The following is a 16,530-nucleotide window of genomic DNA, read 5'->3' on the forward strand; positions in this document are numbered from 1 at the left end:
GGGCCGAGCCTGGGGCAGCGCGGTCAGCGCCCGTCGGCCCTTCGCCCGGGACGACGTCCACGGCACAGTCACGGTCGCCTCGATCCGGCTTCGGCTCCGCCCCCTGTTAGCCGGTCGTGCCGTCGAGTATCTCGCGCAGAATGTCCAGGTGGCCGTTGTGGCGGGCCGTCTCCTCGGTGAGGTGGAGGAGGATCCAGCGCAGGTCGACGTGGAGGCCGTTGCGGATGGTTCCCTCGGCCCGCTTGTCCAGGTCGTTCCCCGCGACCAGTTCGCGGTAGCGGGCGCTCTGTTCCGCGTACTCGTCGAGCAACTGCGTGAGGGGGAAGTCGACGGCGATACGCATCTCGCGGTCGGGGTCCTCGTCCGTCATGGGAGCCCGGTCTTCCTCGCCGAGGAAGACCACCTGGAACCAGTAGTACTCGACCCAGCGGAGATGGTTGATCACTCCGCTCATGGTCATCAGCGGTGAGCCCGGCAGGAGCGCCTTACGGGCGTTCTCCGCGGAGACCCCGGCGCACTTGGCGCGGGCGGTGTCCCGTGCGTAGTCGAGGAACGTGGTGAGCTGGGTACGCTCGTCCCATGCGGGCGGCGTGTCGTTGATTGTGGTCATCGCGCAGAGCGTCCCCGATCACCGCGCCCGCTGTCGAGGCGTTTATCGACGGACTCCACCTGCTCGCCACCCAGCGCCTTCTCCAGCGGGGAGCCACAGCGACGACGGGCCGCCCGGTTCGAGCCGCCGGACAGGCCCTAGTCTCCCCCGCCTCCATCACCGCCCCCGTCCCCGCCGTCTCCCCCGTCGCCACCGTCGGAACCCCAGCCGTCCCCGCCGCCCGGTTCGTTGTCGTCGCCACCACTGCCCAGGTTGCTGAACCAGGGACGGTCCCAGGCGTCGTCGGTGGCGACCGGCTCGCCGGAATTGGTGTGCGGGCGTCGGAGCCGGAAGCGGGCCGTGCCCGTGTTGTCGCCGAGGCCGAAGGTGACCGCGAAGGCCTGGGCCAGGACGGTGTCGAGGGGGTCCGTGCTCTCGTAGTGCACGGCGGCCAGGGGCAGCAGCACCGTGCCGGGTTCGAGGTCGGGGCGGCGCGGTGGTTGCCGTATCAGAGCGACCCGTCGCTCGTCGCGCAGCAGCCAGGAACTCTTGGAGTCCGCCCGTCGCAGCTCCCAGACCCCCTGGGGCAGCCGCGCCCGCGCATAGCTCTTGGTCTTGCGCAGCTTCTTCCGCAGGACGAGCACGGCCGATGTGTCCCCGACGTTCATCCGCAGCCCTTGCGCCTGGTCGGCGGTACTGCTCAGCAAACCGCGCGGCGCCCGTATCCGAACGCGAGGAACACCCGGCCCCCACACGTCCACGCGCACCAGTCGGCGGTCCACCGCCACGCTCACCTGGCCGGCGGGCCCATGCGCGTACCGTCGGGCCATCCACAGCGGTACGTCCTCCGCCCGCGCCTGCTCCGCCAGGGCACGCACCCGCTCGGGCCCGCCGCAGTGCTGTACCGCCAACGATCCGATTTGCCGCGCGAACTCGGCCGCCCGGCGTACTTTCACGGGCACGGCCGTACCGGTGACGCGGGTGACCGGTACGAGGCCGCCGCCGGCGGCCAACTGGTCCAGCGGACGTTCCGAGCCGCCGCCACCGAGCCAGTGGCCGCGCTGGAACGCCTCCGCCATGGCCGGCAGGTTCAGCTCGCCCAGCGGCGTGACGTTGCCGCCTCGACGTAGGGTTTCCTCCGTCAGCACAACGGTCCGCGCCAGCGGATTCCACGACTGTTCCTCATAAAGCGCCTGGCTCATGCCATCCCCCGTGTCCGTGCAGTACGGCGACCGAGCTTATCGGGCCCTGAGCCGGACCGGCCGGGGCAGCGCCCGAGGGTGGACACTTCTCCCCCGCCGGGCGTTGCCTGATTTCTGTGGGGGATGCCGCCACCGTCTTGGCACCGGGCGTGGAGCCCACTGGCCCGCCGCAGTGCATCAGGATCCGGGAGTCGGGACCCGGCTCCAGCAGGAACCCCATCACCATCATCACGCACGAAAATCCGATCGGCCGAGGACCTTCAGCTCACCGAGGACACGTTCGAGGTGGCCTGTCCAAGGGGACGACTCTCCCGAACAAGAACCCGGGCCGCCACCGCTCCAGAAGACGACGTCCTTCTACGCCCCGGCCCTGATGACCGACCCAGTCAGCTTTCCCATCCAGTGCCGGGCTTCGAAGAGGGGTGTGGTGGCGCCCCCTATGGGCTCGAACGACAACTTTCGCTTTTCCAGTTCCTCGCTCTCCTGGAAGGACAACGAAGGAGCACTCTTGGTGCAGCCCGATGGCTGCTTGCTGTCGGCGAGTTCCGCGGGCGCGGTGCGCAGCAGGGTCGGCTCCTGGGAGAACACCTGCGCCTTGTACACGCACTTCTCCCCCATTTCGCTGATGGACACAAGACGGATGTCGCGTTTCGTCGCCCCCCGCCCCATGGTGACTTCGAAGCGGTAGGTGCCGTCCTGTCCCCGGCCGTTCCACGAGCCCCGATATTTCTGCGGCAGCGCGCCCTTGGCGGGCGTTGCCTTTTCGAACGTGTCAGGTTCGTAGAGGGTGTTCCCGTCGTTGCGGTGATCGTAGTAGCCCGTGTCGTCCTCCCACTCGTAGTTCCCGTCCCATGTGGCTACGAACGCCCCCGTACCGTCCAGGACGGAGGAGCCGTAGTCCTCGGTGTTGTGCTCGCACTTGCCCGCCTCGGACTTGGGGCTTGCGCTCTTCAACCGACTCGTGCCGAGCTTGATCGAGTCGCTTTTGGAATCGGTGATGGTGCTGTCCCAGACGCACAGCCGGTCCTCGTTCAACACGGAGTACTCGGCGGTGTCCTCCGCGCCGATGACCAGTCGTGCCGTCACCCCCTCTATGGGGACACCCCGGTTGTCCTTCAGATCGAGAGCCGCCTCCCAGCTTCCCCGCAACGTTTTCGGAGCACTCAGCGATGTCCCGCTCTGCCACGGACGGAGCGCGAGCAATCCGCCGATGGCGACGAGGGCCACGGCGACTGCCGCCCCCGCGACGACGGCCGGGCGGCCTCGCCGATCCAGGGTCTGCGCCGGACCGTCGTGCGGGCGTGCTGTCTCGTCGTGTTCCCGCCCGACCGTGTGCGCGAGCGCGTCCGGCGGGGAGGCCGTGGGCGGTTGCACAGCCCGGGGTGTGGGCGCAGGCCTGGCAGGCACCGGCGGAGCGGGGCCTTGGTCCGACGCGAGGACCGTGCGCGGGCGCAGTGGGTCGAAGTCCAGCAGCTGCGCGGCGTGCCGCCCCAGCTGAGCGAGCAGCACGCCCGGTAGCCATTCAAGGGCCTCTGCCGTGGTGGTGCGGGCGGCCACCTGCTCCGGCGTGGGGCGCTGTGCCGGGTCCTTCCGCAGGCAGTCCCGCACGAGGTCGAGGAGCGCCTGCGGCAGCCCGTCCAGGTCCGGCTCTTCCTCGGCGACCCGGAACAGCTGGGCGTGCAGCCCGTTTCCGATCGACCCGAAGGGCTGGCGCCCCGTGGCGGCGTAGGCGAGGACCGAACCCAGGCAGAACACATCGGAGGCGGCGGTGACGTGGAGCCCTCGCACCTGCTCCGGCGACATGAAGCCGGGCGAGCCGATCACCATGCCCGTGCGGGTCTGCAGGCTGTCCCCACTGACGGTGTCCAACGCCCGGGCGATACCGAAGTCGATGACCCGGGGCCCGTCCACGGTGACCAGGACATTGGACGGCTTGAGGTCGCGGTGGACGAGGCCCGCCTCGTGGATGGCCCGCAGGGCGCGCGCGAGCCGGTTGGCCAGGACCCGCACCGACTGCTCGGGCAACGGCCCGTGCTGCTCCGCCACGACGGCGTGCAGATCGGGCCCGGGGACGTACTGCGTGGCGACCCAAGGTGTCTGCGCATCCGTGTCCGCGTCGAGCACCGCCGCGGTCCAGGTCCCTCCGACCCGCTTCGCCGCGGTGACCTCGCGTGCGAACCGCGAGCGGAATTCGGGGTGCTGGGCGAACTCGGTCTGCACGACCTTGACCGCGACAGTGCGCCCGCCTTCGGACCGGGCGAGGTAGACCCGGCCCATGCCGCCGGCACCCAAGCGTGCGATGAGGCGGTAAGGGCCTATGTGGGGCGGGTCTTCGGCGGTCAGCTGATCCACGAAGAGGGAGAGTAGCCCAACTCCCCGACGGCCGTGTCCGTCGTGCGCTCAGAGGTCGTTTTGACCGACATGCGGCGACCCGCCTGTGCGAAGGTGGGCAACGGCCCGGGAGCGGGTAGGTGGCACACCCCTCGGACAGGTGGACAGGTGGACATGAACGACAAGGACATCGCGGCCTTCACCGCCCTCGCGGATCCCGCCGTGTATGTGGTCACGGTGGCGGTGGACGGACAGCGAGCCGGCTGTCTGGTCGGCTTCGCGAGCCAGTGCTCGCTGAGCCCCGTGCGCTTCTCCGTGTGGCTCTCCAAGGCCAACCACACCTACCGTCTGGCCCTGGCGGCGGACACGCTCACGGTCCACCAACTGCCGAGGAACCGGCTCGACCTCGCCGAGCGCTTCGGCTCCGAATGCAGCGCCGAGACCGACAAGTTCGACGGCTTGGCGTGGTCCGAGGGGGCGGAGGGCACGGTCGTCCTGACCGACGCTCTCGCCTGGTTCACCGGGCGTATCCACGACCGGTACGACGGGGGCGACCACGTGGCCTTCGTTCTCGACCCGATCGCCGCCCACACCAAGGCGACCATGGACGACCGGGACGGCCGGGCCGTGCTCACGCTGCACGACGCGGGCCACATCACCGCAGGTCACCCGGCCTGACCCAACGCGGCGCCACCGCCCGGAAGCCCTCGACCCACAGCGCCCACCCTCGCGGGTCCCGACGCGACGCTCACCCCGCCGGGCGGCGCCACCGTCCCTCTGCCCCGGCAGAGCCGACGGCATCGCCGGCACCGTCTCGCCCGAGCCGCGCCAGACGCCGCAGCGCGGGCAGTGCCCCGGTGATCGCGCGGCGCTCCTCCGGAGTGAGCAGCGCGATCAGCGGCGTCAGCTGCTCGGCCCGTTCCCCGCGACGCGACTCGCCGACGTCCCGACCCTTTTGGGTGATGCGCACCAGAACGGCGCGGCCGTCGCGCGGGTCACGTCCGCGTTCCACGAGGCCGTCGCGTTCCAGGCGCTTGACCAGCTGGGTGAGCCCCGGCTGGCTGAGCTGTTCGCTCGCGATCAGCTCGGTCAGCCGTTTCGGGCGGTCGTCGCAGGCCAGGGCGTCAAGCACCGACAGCGTGCTGAACGCGTGGTTTCGCCGACGCGGCAGGCGGATGTAGAAACGGTTGAACTCCTCGACGACGTCGATGAACTGAGTCACATTCAGATCGTTCCAGGAGGCACGCACGCGGGGAGCCTATAGCTTGCGGAGTGGCGATGTATTGATAACTTACAGAAGTTGCTTATGGTGTTCTGGGTGGCCGCCGTTGCGGCGCGCCGCGACATGCCCGGCTGCCCTCTCTTCACCGTGGAGCCCCCAAAACCGTCGTGAGAGGAACGCATGACTGTTCGTGTAGGTATCAACGGCTTCGGCCGCATCGGGAGGAACGTCTTCCGGGCGGTCGCCGCCCGGGGTGCGGATGTGGAGATCGTCGCGGTCAACGACCTGGGCGACGTACCGACCATGGCCCACCTGTTGGCCTACGACTCGGTCCTCGGCCGCTTCCCGGAGGAGGTCACCGCCGAGCCCGGCGCGATCCGGGCCGGCGACAAGACGGTCAAGGTCCTCGCCGAGCGCGACCCGGCCCAACTGCCCTGGGGCGACCTGGGTGTGGACGTCGTCATCGAGTCCACCGGCATCTTCACCAAGGCCGAGAAGGCCCGCGCGCACCTCGACGGCGGCGCCAAGAAGGTGATCATCGCCGCGCCCGCCGACGGGGAGGACGTCACCCTCGTCCTCGGTGTCAACGACGACGCGTACGACCCGGAGCGGCACGCGATCATCTCCAACGCCTCCTGCACCACCAACTGCCTCGGCGTCCTCGCCAAGGTGCTGCACGAGAGCGTCGGCATCGAGTACGGGATGATGACCACCGTCCACGCCTACACCCAGGACCAGAACCTCCAGGACGCCCCGCACAAGGATCTGCGCCGCGCCCGCTCGGCGGCGATCAACGTGGTGCCGACGTCCAGCGGCGCGGCCAAGGCCATCGGTCTGGTCCTGCCCGAACTTAAGGGCCGGCTCGACGCGTTCGCGCTGCGCGTCCCCGTGCCCACCGGATCCGTCACCGACCTGACGGTCACCACGAGCCGCCGCACCACCGTCGAGGAGATCAACGAGGCGTACGCCAAGGCCGCCGCCGGCGCGTACAAGGGGCTGCTCTCCTACACCGAGGCCCCCATCGTCAGCTCCGACATCGTCACCGACCCGGCCTCCTGCATCTACGACGCCGGTCTCACCCGGGTCATGGGGCCGCAGGTCAAGGTCGTCGGCTGGTACGACAACGAGTGGGGCTACTCCAACCGCCTCATCGACCTGGCCCTCAAGGTCGGCACCTCGCTCTAGGGCCTGCCGACAGCCCGGGGGTCCGTCGACGGTGCGCCCGGCTCGAGCCGTCGCCGCAGCGGGGTCTTGAGCCGGGCGGTCACCACCGGGTCTGATTGCCGGAGTCCGCGCGACGGGAGAGCGCGGGGAGCGCCTCGGTCCCCCCTGGACCGCCGGTCCGCGAAGTGGTCACCCTAGAAAAACAGCGCACACTTATATAATCTCGTTGACGCATTGATGGTCGGCGCCTCGCGAGGGGTACGCGGTCCGCACCAACTTTCCGTGACGCAATGGCGCGTCTTGCTCCGACATTTCCGCGACCTCGGCGTTGCCGGCTCCGTCGACCTGTCCAGGAAATTGCCTTTGCTGTCGATCCGGGGTGCTTCCAGAAGAATGCGGGAGATCCTCGGGGAAATGAGCATGCCCGCATGAAGGAACTTCCGACGCTCCCGTTCGACAATCCGTCCGTCATGGGCATCGCGCCCCAAATGCGCGCACTGCAGCAGGAGGGGCCGATCACCAAGGTGCGGGCCGCCGGTGAGGACGCCTGGCTGGTCACCCGCTACGACGAGGTGCGCACCCTGCTCGCCGACCGCAGGCTCCGGCTCAGCAACCCCGACCGCGAGCAGTCGGCCAAGAGCGCGGCCAGAGGCTTCATGGTCGCCCTGATGGCGGGGGACGACTGCGACACCGAACTCGCCAGGCACGGACAGATGCGCGAGCTGCTCGTCCCGCTGTTCACCACGCAGCGGATGCGCCGCATGCAGACCCGGATCGAACACCATGTGGACGAGCTGCTCGACGAGTTGGCCGCCGCCGCCCCGCCGATCGACCTGCACCGCGCGCTGTCCTTCCCGCTGCCGACCATGGTGGTCTGCGATCTGCTCGGTGTGCCGCTGGCCGACCGGGAGCGGTTCGGTCAGTGGGCGAGGGGCACCTTCGACCACAGCGACGACCAGCACTCGGCGAACACCTTCAAGAAGGTCGTCGACTACATGATGGAGCTGGTGGCCCGCAAGCGGGCCGAGCCGGGCGACGACATCCTGTCCGAGCTGATCGCCGCCAAGGGCGGCACGCTGTCCGACTCGGAGATCGTCGACTTGGGCAGCGCCGTGCTGCTGTTCGGCTACGAGACCACCATCGTACGCATCGACCTGGGCACACTCCTGCTGCTGCGCAACCCCGTCCAGCGCGCGCAGCTCATTGAGGACCCCGGCCTCGCGCCGGCCGCGGTCGAGGAGATCCTGCGCCTGGGCGTCGGCGGCAAGGGGTCCAACGCGCTGATACCCCGCTACGCGCACAGCGACATCACCGTCGGCGACACGGTGATCCGGGCCGGGGACGCGGTGAAGCTCGCCATCGGCGCGGCCAACATAGACGAGCGGGCCTACCCCGCGGGCGACGTGCTGGACCTGCACCGGGACAGGCCCAAGTCACACCTGGCGTTCGGACACGGCGCCCGCCACTGCATAGGCCGCACGCTGGCCCGGATCGAGCTGACCGCCGTGTTCGAGAGGCTGTTCCAGCGGCTGCCGGACCTGCGGCTCGCGGTCCCAGAGGATTCCCTGCGATGGCAGGAGCACCGGATCACCGGCGGGTACGACGAAATCCCGGTGACATTCTGAGCGGTATCGGCAGAACCGTCGCACACCCGTCAGCGGAAACCACCGCGTGAAACGAACACCGCATACCGCAGGTGAGTTGACGACCCCTCAGGCAATTTGAGGGCTGGAAATGCATCGCCGGGCTATATAGGCTCTTGGTCGATCGTTTCGGGCCGTCGGTCCGCCCGGAGGTGTGACGCTCCTTTCCCCACGCGCCAGATATCACGAGGACAAGGAACCATGACGGACACTTTCAACGACTACGTCGACTGCACACCTCTTCTCGACGACCGTGAGGCCCTCGACCGGTTCTATGAAGAGCACGGCTATCTCTATCTCCGTGGCGCCCTGAACCGCGAACTGGTGCGGACCGCCGCCGAGCAGATGCTCCAGGGCCTGATCGCACTCGGCCACGCCGCGCCCGGCACCACCCTCGACACCCTTGCCATCGACTCCTTCGAGGCGGTCGACGAGGTGGCGATGCACGAGTACGTCAAGTACGACGAGCTGTGGAACCACCCCACGACCGTCAAGCTGTGGGAGCAGGTCTTCGGCGAGCCCGTCTTCGTCTTCAAGTCGACGACGATCCGCTACTACCCCTCCGCCGCGGGCTCCGCGGAGCCGAGCTTCCTGACACCGCTGCACCAGGACGGCTTCTACATAGGCCCCAACAAGGACTTCCGCACCGCCTGGATACCGCTGCTCCCGACGAGCCCCGACATAGGCGGCGTCGCCCTCGCCGACGGCAGCCACAAGAGGGGCCCCCGCGAGCACGTCGTCACCGAGAACTTCCGCCGCTTCGGCCACCCCGTGCGCGGCATCCCCGCCGAGGAGTTCGGCGCGGACGAGCAGTTGCTGTTCTCGCCCATGGCACCGGGCGATGTGCTCCTCTTCCACGCCTTCATGTGCCACAAGTCCATCCCGAACGTCTCCGTGGCCCCGGCCGGCATGCGGATGTCGATGGACACCCGCATCCAACCCGCCTCCTCGCACCGCGGGTTCAACTCCATGACGCCCTGGCCGGAGTCCGCCAAGGACGCCTCCAAGGGCATCCTGTCAAAGATCACCGGCACTCCGGCCACCGCCGAATGACCGAGTCACCCCCGCATCCGCCTCAACCGTCCCCCACGAAAGCCCGGGTAGGCAACGCATGACGAACCGCGAGGGCCCGCCCTCCGTCAAGGGGTCCGACGCGGCCCCGGAGCCCTTTGCCCGTAGGGAGCCGGACGCCTCGGGGCTCACCGGCATCGCCCTCGTGGTGGTGCTCACCGGCTACGCCCTGTCCATCGTGGACGCCTCCATCGTCAACGTGGCGCTGAACCCGATCAGCGACGACCTCCATGGTGGCCCCGCCGCACTGGAACTGGTGGTGTCCGGCTACGGCCTCACCTACGCCCTCGGCCTCGTGCTCGGCGGCCGGCTCGGCGACGCCTTCGGCAGGCGCCGCCTGTACGCCTACGGACTCGCCGCGTTCACCCTGACCTCGGCGCTCTGCGGGCTCGCCCCGACCATCGAGTTCCTCGTCGCCGCCCGGCTGCTCCAAGGCGCCGCCGCCGCCATGCTCGTACCGCAGGTGCTCGCGACGATCCAGGCGGCCACCCAGGGTCAGGCACGCGCCCGCGCCATCGGCATGTACGGCGCGACCGCCGCCCTCGGCATGGTCGTCGGACAGATCCTGGGCGGACTCCTCGTCTCGTTGGACGTCGGGGGAATCGGCTGGCGAGCGGTCTTCGCGATCAACGTGCCGATCGGTGTGGCCGCGCTGCTCGCCGTCCGGCGCGTCCCCGCGACCAAGGCGGACACCAAGCCCGGCTTCGACCCCAAGGGCACCGCCCTGTTCGGCCTCACCATGGTCTGCGTCCTCACCCTGGTCGTGGCGGGCCCCGACCTGGGCTGGCCGCTGTGGCTGTGGTCACTGCTCCTGGTCGCCGCGGCGAGTGCGCTGGCGCTGACCCGGGCCGAACGCGGCCTGGAGGCGCGAGGCGGCTCACCGCTGCTGTCCCCGACGGTGCTCTCACACGCGGGGATGCGCAGGGGCCTCGCGGCCATGGTGCCGTTCTCGGCCGGCTTCGGCGCCTTCCTGTTCGTCTACGCACTGGTCGCACAGGGCCACTTCGGCTTCGACGGCCTCGAATCCGGCGGCGGCCTGGCGCCGTTCGCCGTGGCGTTCTTCGCGGTGACCCTGTTCACCCCGAAGATCGCGGCGGCCCTGGGCGCCCGCATCGTCACCCTGGGCGCCTGCGTCCAGGGTGCGGGCCTGCTGCTCCTCGCGCTGGTCATCCGGTTCGGCTGGCCGCGCCCCTCCCTGACGCTCGTACTCGTCGGGATCGGCCTCTACGGCGTGGGCGCCGCGCTGACCGGGCCGACACTGTTCCGGATGATCCTCGCCGACGTACCCCCGGCCCAGGCCGGGATGGGCAGCGGTGTGCTGGTGACCAGCCAGCAGATGGCGACCGCGCTGGGCGCGACCGTGGGCGGAACCCTCTATCTCTCCATGAGCGACTGGCAGTCGACGATGCCTGCGGCCGTGGCCGTCCTCGCCCTCCTCGCAGGCTGTTCGATGATCGTCCTCGTGATCAGCCTGAAACTCCCTGACCCCAGGTGACACCGCACCCCGTGCACGACGCGTACTGACCCAGACCCTCTCGCAGGCAGCGGCGCGCCGTCCTTCGGCGTACCCGCGCACAGGAGTGGAGGCAGCCAAGTGCAGTTACGGACGGACACAGCCGTGGTGACCGGCGCCGCCAGCGGCATCGGACTCGCCCTCAGCGCCCGCTTCGCACAGGCCGGCATGGCCGTGGTCATGGCGGACGTGGCGGGCGGCGCGCTGCGCGCGCGGGCCGCCGAACTCACGGCGCGCGGCGCCCAGGTCACCGCCGTGAGCGCCGACCTGACCGACCCGGACGCCGTCGCGCACCTCGCGGACACCGCGTTCGACGTGCTCGGCGACATCGACGTGGTCTGCAACAACGCCGGGGTCCTCGGCCCCGTGGGGCAGCCCCTGTGGGAGGTGCCGCTGGAGCGGATGCGGCAGGTCTTCGAGGCCAACCACTGGGCGCACGTCCTGGTGTCCCGCGCTTTCATCCCCCCGCTCCTCGAACGCGGCAGGCCCGCCCACCTGATCCACACCGCCTCGATGTCCGCCTTCGCCGTCGGCGCGGGCAGCGCCGCCTACGCCGCCTCCAAGCACGCCGACCTCGCGGTCGCCCGCAGCCTGCGCGCCGATCTGCGGGACACCCCGATCCGGGTGTCGGTGCTGTGCCCGGGACGGGTCGACACCCCCATGGTCCAGGGTCTGACCGCGCCGCGCGGCGCGGGCGGCGACACCTCCGTGAGCGCCGAGGACGTCGCCTCACTCGTGTGGGAGGCCCTCGGCTCCGACCGCTTCTACCTCTTCAGCAACTCCGACGCCCCGCTGCGGCTGCGCGATCAGTTCGACGACGTATGGCGTCATGTCTCCCTTCCGCCCCCTTCCCCCGAGGAGGAGCTGTGGCACACGCCGAGAGCGACGACCGAAGCGATGAAACACTGACCATCGACCTGGAGGCGGTGCGGGAGAAGTACCGGCAGGAGCGCGACAAGCGCGTTGCCGGCCGCACCTACCAGTTCGCGCGCGGCGACTTCAGCGGCTACGCGCGCGACCCCTACACCGAGCGGCGGGAGCGCGAGCCCCTCACCGACGAGGTGGACGTCGCCGTCGTCGGCGCCGGCATCGGCGGCCTGCTGACCGGCGCCCACCTGCGCCAGGAGACCGGCCTCGACCGCATCCGGCTGATCGACGAGGCCGGCGACGTCGGCGGCACCTGGTACTGGAACCGCTTCCCCGGCGTCCGCTGCGACGTCGAGAGCTACATATACATGCCGCTGCTCGAAGAGACCGGCACGATACCCACGGAGAAGTACTCCACCGGACCCGAGATCTTCGCCCACCTCCAGCGGATCGCCCACCAGTACGACCTCTACCGCGACGCCCTCTTCCAGACCGCCGTCACCGAACTGCGCTGGGACGAGGCCGCCGAGAGGTGGCTGGTGAGCACCGACCGCGGGGATCTGTTCCGGGCGCGGTACGTGGCCATGTCGATCGGCCTGATGCACCGCCCCAAGCTCCCCGCCGTACCGGGCCTCGAGACGTTCGCCGGGCACTCCTTCCACACCAGCCGCTGGGACTTCGACTACACCGGCGGGGACAGCACCGGCGGCCTGACCGGTCTGAAGGACAAGACGGTCGGCGTCATCGGCACCGGCTCGACGACCATCCAGCTCGCCCCGCACCTCGCCGAGTGGGCCGAGCGGCTCGTCCTCTTCCAGCGCACCCCCGCCACCGTCGACGTGCGCGGCAACCGGCCCACCCCGCACGGCTGGGCGGACGGCCTCGAACCGGGCTGGCAGCAGCACCGGATGGAGAACTTCCACGCCCTGACCTCCGGCATCCCGCAGGACGAGGACCTGGTCCAGGACCGCTGGACCCAGACCACGGCCAAACTGGCCGCCGCGATCCTGCCGACCGGTGACACGGGCGGCGATCCGAAGGAGCGGGCGCTCGCGGCCGAGCGGGCGGACTTCCTCAAGATGGAGGAGTTGCGGGCCCGCATCGACAGCGTCGTCACCGACCCCGCGACCGCCGCCGCCCTCAAGCCGTACTACCGCGTGTACTGCAAGCGGCCCTGCTTCCACGACGGCTACCTCCACACCTTCAACCGGCCCAACGTCACCCTCGTCGACACCCAGGGGCGGGGCGTGGAACGGCTCACCGAGGCCGGGGTGGTCGCGAACGGGCGGGAGTACCCGCTCGACTGCCTGATCTTCGCCACCGGCTACGAGCACGAGTTCGCCGTCCCCTACACCGAGCGCGCCGGGTACGACATCGTCGGCCGCGACGGCGTGAAGCTGTCGCAGAAGTGGGCGGACGGGGCGCGCACCCTGCACGGACTCCAGGTGAACGGCTTCCCCAACTGCTTCATCCTCTCCAAGATCCAGGCAGGCCGGCACGTCAACATCGCCTACATGCTGGGCGAGCAGACCCGGCACCTCGCGTACATCGTCAAGAGCGTCGAGGAACGCGGGCACCGGGTCGTGGAGGCGTCGGAGGCCGCCGAGAAGGAGTGGGTCGAGGAGATCCTCCGGCTCGCCAGCAACGATCTCGACTTCCTGGAGAACTGCACCCCCGGCCTCTACAACAACGAGGGCGACCCGAGCGCGATGCCCCGGCTCAACTCCAGCTACGGCGGCGGCTCGGTGGAGTTCGTCGACATCCTCAGGCGCTGGCGCGCGGCGGGCGACCTCGCCGGCCTCGAACTGCGCTGACCACCCGACCCTTCTGCGAAAGGCGGCAACGCCCATGGACGTCACGCCGATACCCGGCGCCGCTCTCGGCGCCGTCGTGGACGGCGTCCGTGTCACCGGCGACATGGACAAGACCCGGATCGAGGAGATCCGGGCGGCGCTCGACGCGCACCTCGTCCTCGTCTTCCATGGCCACCCAAGGCCCTCCGACGAGGAGTTCCTGGCCTTCGGCCGCCACTTCGGACACATCCCGAAGACCGGCCTGACCAGCGGCGCCCACCCCGACCACAACGAGATTCTGATCGTCTCCAACCTGATGGAGGACGGCCGCAAGATCGGCGTCGGCGACGCCGCGTGGATGGACTGGCACACCGACTACTCCTTCCGTCCCCGCGTCTCCCAGGTCGGCTTCCTCGAAGCGCTGGAAGTGCCGGCCTCCGGTGGCGGACGGACCCTCTTCACCGACATGTACGCCCTGTACGAGTCGCTGTCGCTCGAAGAGCGCAGGCGCCTGCACTCCTACCGCGTCCGCCACGCCCTGCGCACCGGGTACGAGGAGACCATCGAGGAGAAGCTCCAGGGCGAGGTGTCCCTCGGCGAGAGAACCGAACCGATCCAGCCCGAGGACGGCACCTCCACCGTCCACCCGCTGATCGCCCGCAATCCGCGCACCGGCCGCCAGTCGGTCTACGTCAGCACCCTGAACACCAAACGGATCGTGGATCTCACCCCCGACGACAGCCGCGAACTGCTCGACGAGCTCCTCGCGCACGCGGGCAGACCCGAGTTCACCTACGCCCACACCTGGCGGCCGGGGGACATCGTCATGTGGGACCAGCTCGGCACCATCCACGCCAAGGAGGCGTTCGACCCGGCCGAACGGCGCGTCATGCGCCAGGTCGTCAGCATCTTCGACGACCCGACGGCCCCCTGGCGCGCGCAGGTCGCCGCATGAGCGCCCCTCCCGCTTTCCTCAGCCACAGCCGGGTCACCCTCACCCCGGCCCTGCGGGCCGCCGTCGACCGGCTCGACCGCCGCTCACGCCACCAGGCCGCCTACCACTTCGGCTGGATCACCGCCGGGGGCGCGCCCACCAGCGCCGACCCGGGAAAGGCCGTACGGCCCGCGCTCGCGCTCCTGTCGGCCGAGGCGGTCGGCGCGCCGCCGGAGGTCGCCCTGCCCGGCGCCGTCGCCGTGGAGCTGGTGCACAACTTCTCCCTCGTGCACGACGACCTGATGGACGGTGACGAGGAGCGTCGCCACCGGCGCACGGTGTGGAAGCTGTGGGGCCCCTCCAGCGCCATCCTGACCGGTGACGCCATGCTCGCGCTCGCCCAGGAGGTGCTCCTCGACAGCGGCTCGCCGACTGCGGCGCCCGCCGCCCGGCTCCTCGCGCGCACCACCCGGCACCTGATCCGCGGTCAGGTCCAGGACCTCGGCTTCGAGCAGCGCAGACACGTCACGGTCGAGGAGTGCCTCGACATGGCCGCCGGAAAGACCGGTGCGCTGCTGTCGGCGAGCGCCGCGATCGGCGCCGTGCTCGCCGGGGCAACGGAGACGACGGTGGACGCCCTCGCGCTCTACGGCGACCATCTCGGCATCGCCTTCCAGCTCGTCGACGACGTGCTCGGCATCTGGGGCGACCCGGCGGTCACCGGCAAGTCGATCCACTCCGATCTGCGTTCCCGCAAGAAGTCCCTGCCGGTGAGCCACGCCCTGAACCAGGAAGGGCCGCTCAGCGACGAACTGGCGAACTGGCTCGCCACCTCCGGCGACCCCGACGAGGAGGAGCTGCGGCGGGTGGCCGGCCTGATCGAGGGCGCGGGCGGCCGGGACTGGGCGCTGGCCGAGGCCGCCCGGCGCATGGCGCTGGCCGAGGACGCGCTGGGCGACGTCGACCTCGACGCCGGAGCGCGGGCTGAACTCGTCGCGCTCGGCCGGTTCGTCGTCGACCGGAAGGTCTGAACCCCGGCCGCCCCCCGCTCCGTCTCCGCCCTCTCCCCCGCCCCGCTCCGTACGCACACCCGACACCAGGGGCAGCGCCGCCCCGGTGCACCTCATCCCCCGAGCACCTCCGCGTGCCCTGTTCCACAGCCAGGGAGTCCCCATGCCCCAGGACGTCGACTTCTCCATACCGCTGCCCGGCCGCCGCAGCCCCGATCACGCCCGCGCCGAGGCCGAACACATCGCATGGCCCCGCTCCTTCGGCCTGATCACCAGCGAGGCCGCCGCGGAGCGCCACCGCAAGGGCGGCTACGCCGACCTCGCCTCCCGCTTCTATCCCTCGACCAGCGGCGCCGACCTCGACCTCGGCGTCGACCTGATGTCCTGGTTCTTCCTCTTCGACGACCTCTTCGACGGGCCGCGCGGCGAGGACCCGGTGCAGACCAAACAGCTGACCGACGTCGTGGCGGCCGCCCTGGACGGACCGCTGCCCGCCTCCGCGCCCCTGATCGCGCACGGCTTCGCCGATGTCTGGCGGCGCACCTGCCAGGGGATGTCGAAGGAGTGGTGCGCCCGCAGCGCCCGGCACTGGCGCAACTACTTCCAGGGCTATGTCGACGAGGCGCACGGCCGCCGCGACGCCACCCCCTGCGACTCCGCGAGCAGCTACCTCGCCATGCGCCGCCACACGATCGGTGTGCAGCCCACCGTCGATCTCGCCGAGGCCACCGGGCACTTCGAGGTGCCGCACCGGGTCTTCGACAGCGCCGTGATGTCGGCGATGCTGCGGATCGCCGTCGACGTCAACCTGCTGCTCAACGACATCGCCTCCCTGGAGAAGGAGGAGGCACGCGGCGAGCTGAACAACATGGTCCTCATCCTGATGCGCGAGCACGGCTGGCCCAAGAGCCGCAGCATCGCCCACATGCAGGACGAGGTGCGCGTACGCCTGGAGGAGTTCCTGCTCCTGGAGAGCATCCTGCCCAAGGTCTGCGACGCCTTCTCCCTCACCGCGGACGAGCGCGAGGCCGTCGAACGCTACCGCCTGGACGCGGTGCGGCCCGTCATCCGCGGCTCCTACGACTGGCACCGCTCATCGGGACGTTACGACGCCGAGTTCGCGCTTGCCGCAAGCCGCCAGGGGTTCCTCGAAGAACTCGGCAGCGTCCGCTGACAGACCACCACCCGAAC

The 16,530-nt window shown here is 70.1% G+C and carries 14 protein-coding genes; 10 read left to right on the forward strand and 4 right to left on the reverse strand.

Annotated elements, in window-relative coordinates; all coding sequences use genetic code 11:
* Window positions 1-106 precede the first annotated feature (106 nt).
* From ACZ5GP_RS00255 to ACZ5GP_RS00265, 3 genes are all read right to left on the reverse strand, one after another.
* On the reverse strand, window positions 107-610 hold the full coding sequence (locus ACZ5GP_RS00255) for a DinB family protein (RefSeq protein ID WP_468748591.1): 504 nt from the start codon (window positions 608-610) through the stop codon (window positions 107-109).
* A gap of 137 nt (window positions 611-747) precedes the next feature.
* Window positions 748-1,791 carry a hypothetical protein gene (locus ACZ5GP_RS00260; protein ID WP_468748592.1) on the reverse strand — a complete coding sequence of 348 codons (1,044 nt, stop codon included), beginning with the start codon at window positions 1,789-1,791 and terminating at the stop codon, window positions 748-750.
* A 357-nt stretch (window positions 1,792-2,148) separates the two neighbouring features.
* Window positions 2,149-4,143, reverse strand: a complete 1,995-nt coding sequence (locus ACZ5GP_RS00265) for a serine/threonine-protein kinase (RefSeq protein WP_468748593.1) — start codon at window positions 4,141-4,143, stop codon at window positions 2,149-2,151.
* Between the two features lie 153 nt (window positions 4,144-4,296).
* On the opposite strand from ACZ5GP_RS00265, the gene ACZ5GP_RS00270 reads away from it, so the two are divergent.
* Window positions 4,297-4,800: a flavin reductase family protein gene (locus ACZ5GP_RS00270; protein ID WP_468748594.1), complete on the forward strand. Its 504-nt coding sequence runs from the start codon at window positions 4,297-4,299 to the stop codon at window positions 4,798-4,800.
* A gap of 70 nt (window positions 4,801-4,870) precedes the next feature.
* Here ACZ5GP_RS00270 and ACZ5GP_RS00275 read toward each other — a convergent pair whose 3' ends face one another.
* Window positions 4,871-5,371: a MarR family winged helix-turn-helix transcriptional regulator gene (locus tag ACZ5GP_RS00275; protein WP_468748595.1), complete on the reverse strand. Its 501-nt coding sequence runs from the start codon at window positions 5,369-5,371 to the stop codon at window positions 4,871-4,873.
* A gap of 153 nt (window positions 5,372-5,524) precedes the next feature.
* Between ACZ5GP_RS00275 and gap the strand changes: the two genes are divergently transcribed.
* The 9 genes from gap to ptlA all read left to right on the forward strand — a co-directional run bounded on the left by gap (window position 5,525) and on the right by ptlA (window position 16,513).
* Window positions 5,525-6,529: a type I glyceraldehyde-3-phosphate dehydrogenase gene (gene gap / locus ACZ5GP_RS00280; protein WP_468748596.1), complete on the forward strand. Its 1,005-nt coding sequence runs from the start codon at window positions 5,525-5,527 to the stop codon at window positions 6,527-6,529.
* A gap of 407 nt (window positions 6,530-6,936) precedes the next feature.
* Entirely contained in the window at window positions 6,937-8,133 is a 1,197-nt protein-coding gene (penM, locus tag ACZ5GP_RS00285) for a pentalenolactone synthase (RefSeq protein WP_468748597.1), read from the forward strand.
* Between the two features lie 219 nt (window positions 8,134-8,352).
* Window positions 8,353-9,204: a 1-deoxypentalenic acid 11-beta-hydroxylase gene (gene ptlH, locus ACZ5GP_RS00290; protein ID WP_468748598.1), complete on the forward strand. Its 852-nt coding sequence runs from the start codon at window positions 8,353-8,355 to the stop codon at window positions 9,202-9,204.
* A gap of 58 nt (window positions 9,205-9,262) precedes the next feature.
* The gene (locus ACZ5GP_RS00295; RefSeq protein WP_468748599.1) at window positions 9,263-10,717 is read left to right on the forward strand and encodes an MFS transporter; all 1,455 of its coding nucleotides are present in this window, start codon (window positions 9,263-9,265) and stop codon (window positions 10,715-10,717) included.
* A gap of 99 nt (window positions 10,718-10,816) precedes the next feature.
* A complete protein-coding gene (gene ptlF / locus ACZ5GP_RS00300; protein WP_468748600.1) occupies window positions 10,817-11,644 on the forward strand; it encodes a 1-deoxy-11-beta-hydroxypentalenate dehydrogenase in 828 nt (275 codons plus the stop codon).
* Window positions 11,645-11,661: 17 nt separating this feature from the next.
* Window positions 11,662-13,416 (forward strand): neopentalenolactone/pentalenolactone D synthase, encoded by a 1,755-nt coding sequence (gene ptlE, locus ACZ5GP_RS00305; protein WP_468749060.1) that lies wholly within the window; start codon window positions 11,662-11,664, stop codon window positions 13,414-13,416.
* A 34-nt stretch (window positions 13,417-13,450) separates the two neighbouring features.
* Window positions 13,451-14,350: a neopentalenolactone/pentalenolactone F synthase gene (gene ptlD, locus ACZ5GP_RS00310; protein ID WP_468748601.1), complete on the forward strand. Its 900-nt coding sequence runs from the start codon at window positions 13,451-13,453 to the stop codon at window positions 14,348-14,350.
* Window positions 14,347-15,360 carry a polyprenyl synthetase family protein gene (locus tag ACZ5GP_RS00315; RefSeq protein ID WP_468748602.1) on the forward strand — a complete coding sequence of 338 codons (1,014 nt, stop codon included), beginning with the start codon at window positions 14,347-14,349 and terminating at the stop codon, window positions 15,358-15,360. The genes ptlD and ACZ5GP_RS00315 overlap by 4 nt, the downstream gene beginning before the upstream one ends.
* 142 nt (window positions 15,361-15,502) lie before the next feature.
* Window positions 15,503-16,513, forward strand: a complete 1,011-nt coding sequence (gene ptlA, locus ACZ5GP_RS00320) for a pentalenene synthase (RefSeq protein ID WP_468748603.1) — start codon at window positions 15,503-15,505, stop codon at window positions 16,511-16,513.
* Window positions 16,514-16,530: the final 17 nt, after the last annotated feature.

The organism is Streptomyces sp. NPDC031466 (assembly GCF_055581265.1).

Excerpts from the sequence above, each read along its gene's own strand:
- ptlD (WP_468748601.1), top strand. The coding sequence starts at position 13,451 with ATGGACGTCACGCCGATACCCGGCGCCGCTCTCGGCGCCGTCGTGGAC.
- ptlH (WP_468748598.1), top strand. The coding sequence starts at position 8,353 with ATGACGGACACTTTCAACGACTACGTCGACTGCACACCTCTTCTCGAC.
- ptlA (WP_468748603.1), top strand. The coding sequence starts at position 15,503 with ATGCCCCAGGACGTCGACTTCTCCATACCGCTGCCCGGCCGCCGCAGC.
- gap (WP_468748596.1), top strand. The coding sequence starts at position 5,525 with ATGACTGTTCGTGTAGGTATCAACGGCTTCGGCCGCATCGGGAGGAAC.
- ACZ5GP_RS00270 (WP_468748594.1), top strand. The coding sequence starts at position 4,297 with ATGAACGACAAGGACATCGCGGCCTTCACCGCCCTCGCGGATCCCGCC.
- penM (WP_468748597.1), top strand. The coding sequence starts at position 6,937 with ATGAAGGAACTTCCGACGCTCCCGTTCGACAATCCGTCCGTCATGGGC.
- ACZ5GP_RS00315 (WP_468748602.1), top strand. The coding sequence starts at position 14,347 with ATGAGCGCCCCTCCCGCTTTCCTCAGCCACAGCCGGGTCACCCTCACC.
- ACZ5GP_RS00255 (WP_468748591.1), bottom strand. The coding sequence starts at position 610 with ATGACCACAATCAACGACACGCCGCCCGCATGGGACGAGCGTACCCAG.
- ACZ5GP_RS00260 (WP_468748592.1), bottom strand. The coding sequence starts at position 1,791 with ATGAGCCAGGCGCTTTATGAGGAACAGTCGTGGAATCCGCTGGCGCGG.
- ACZ5GP_RS00295 (WP_468748599.1), top strand. The coding sequence starts at position 9,263 with ATGACGAACCGCGAGGGCCCGCCCTCCGTCAAGGGGTCCGACGCGGCC.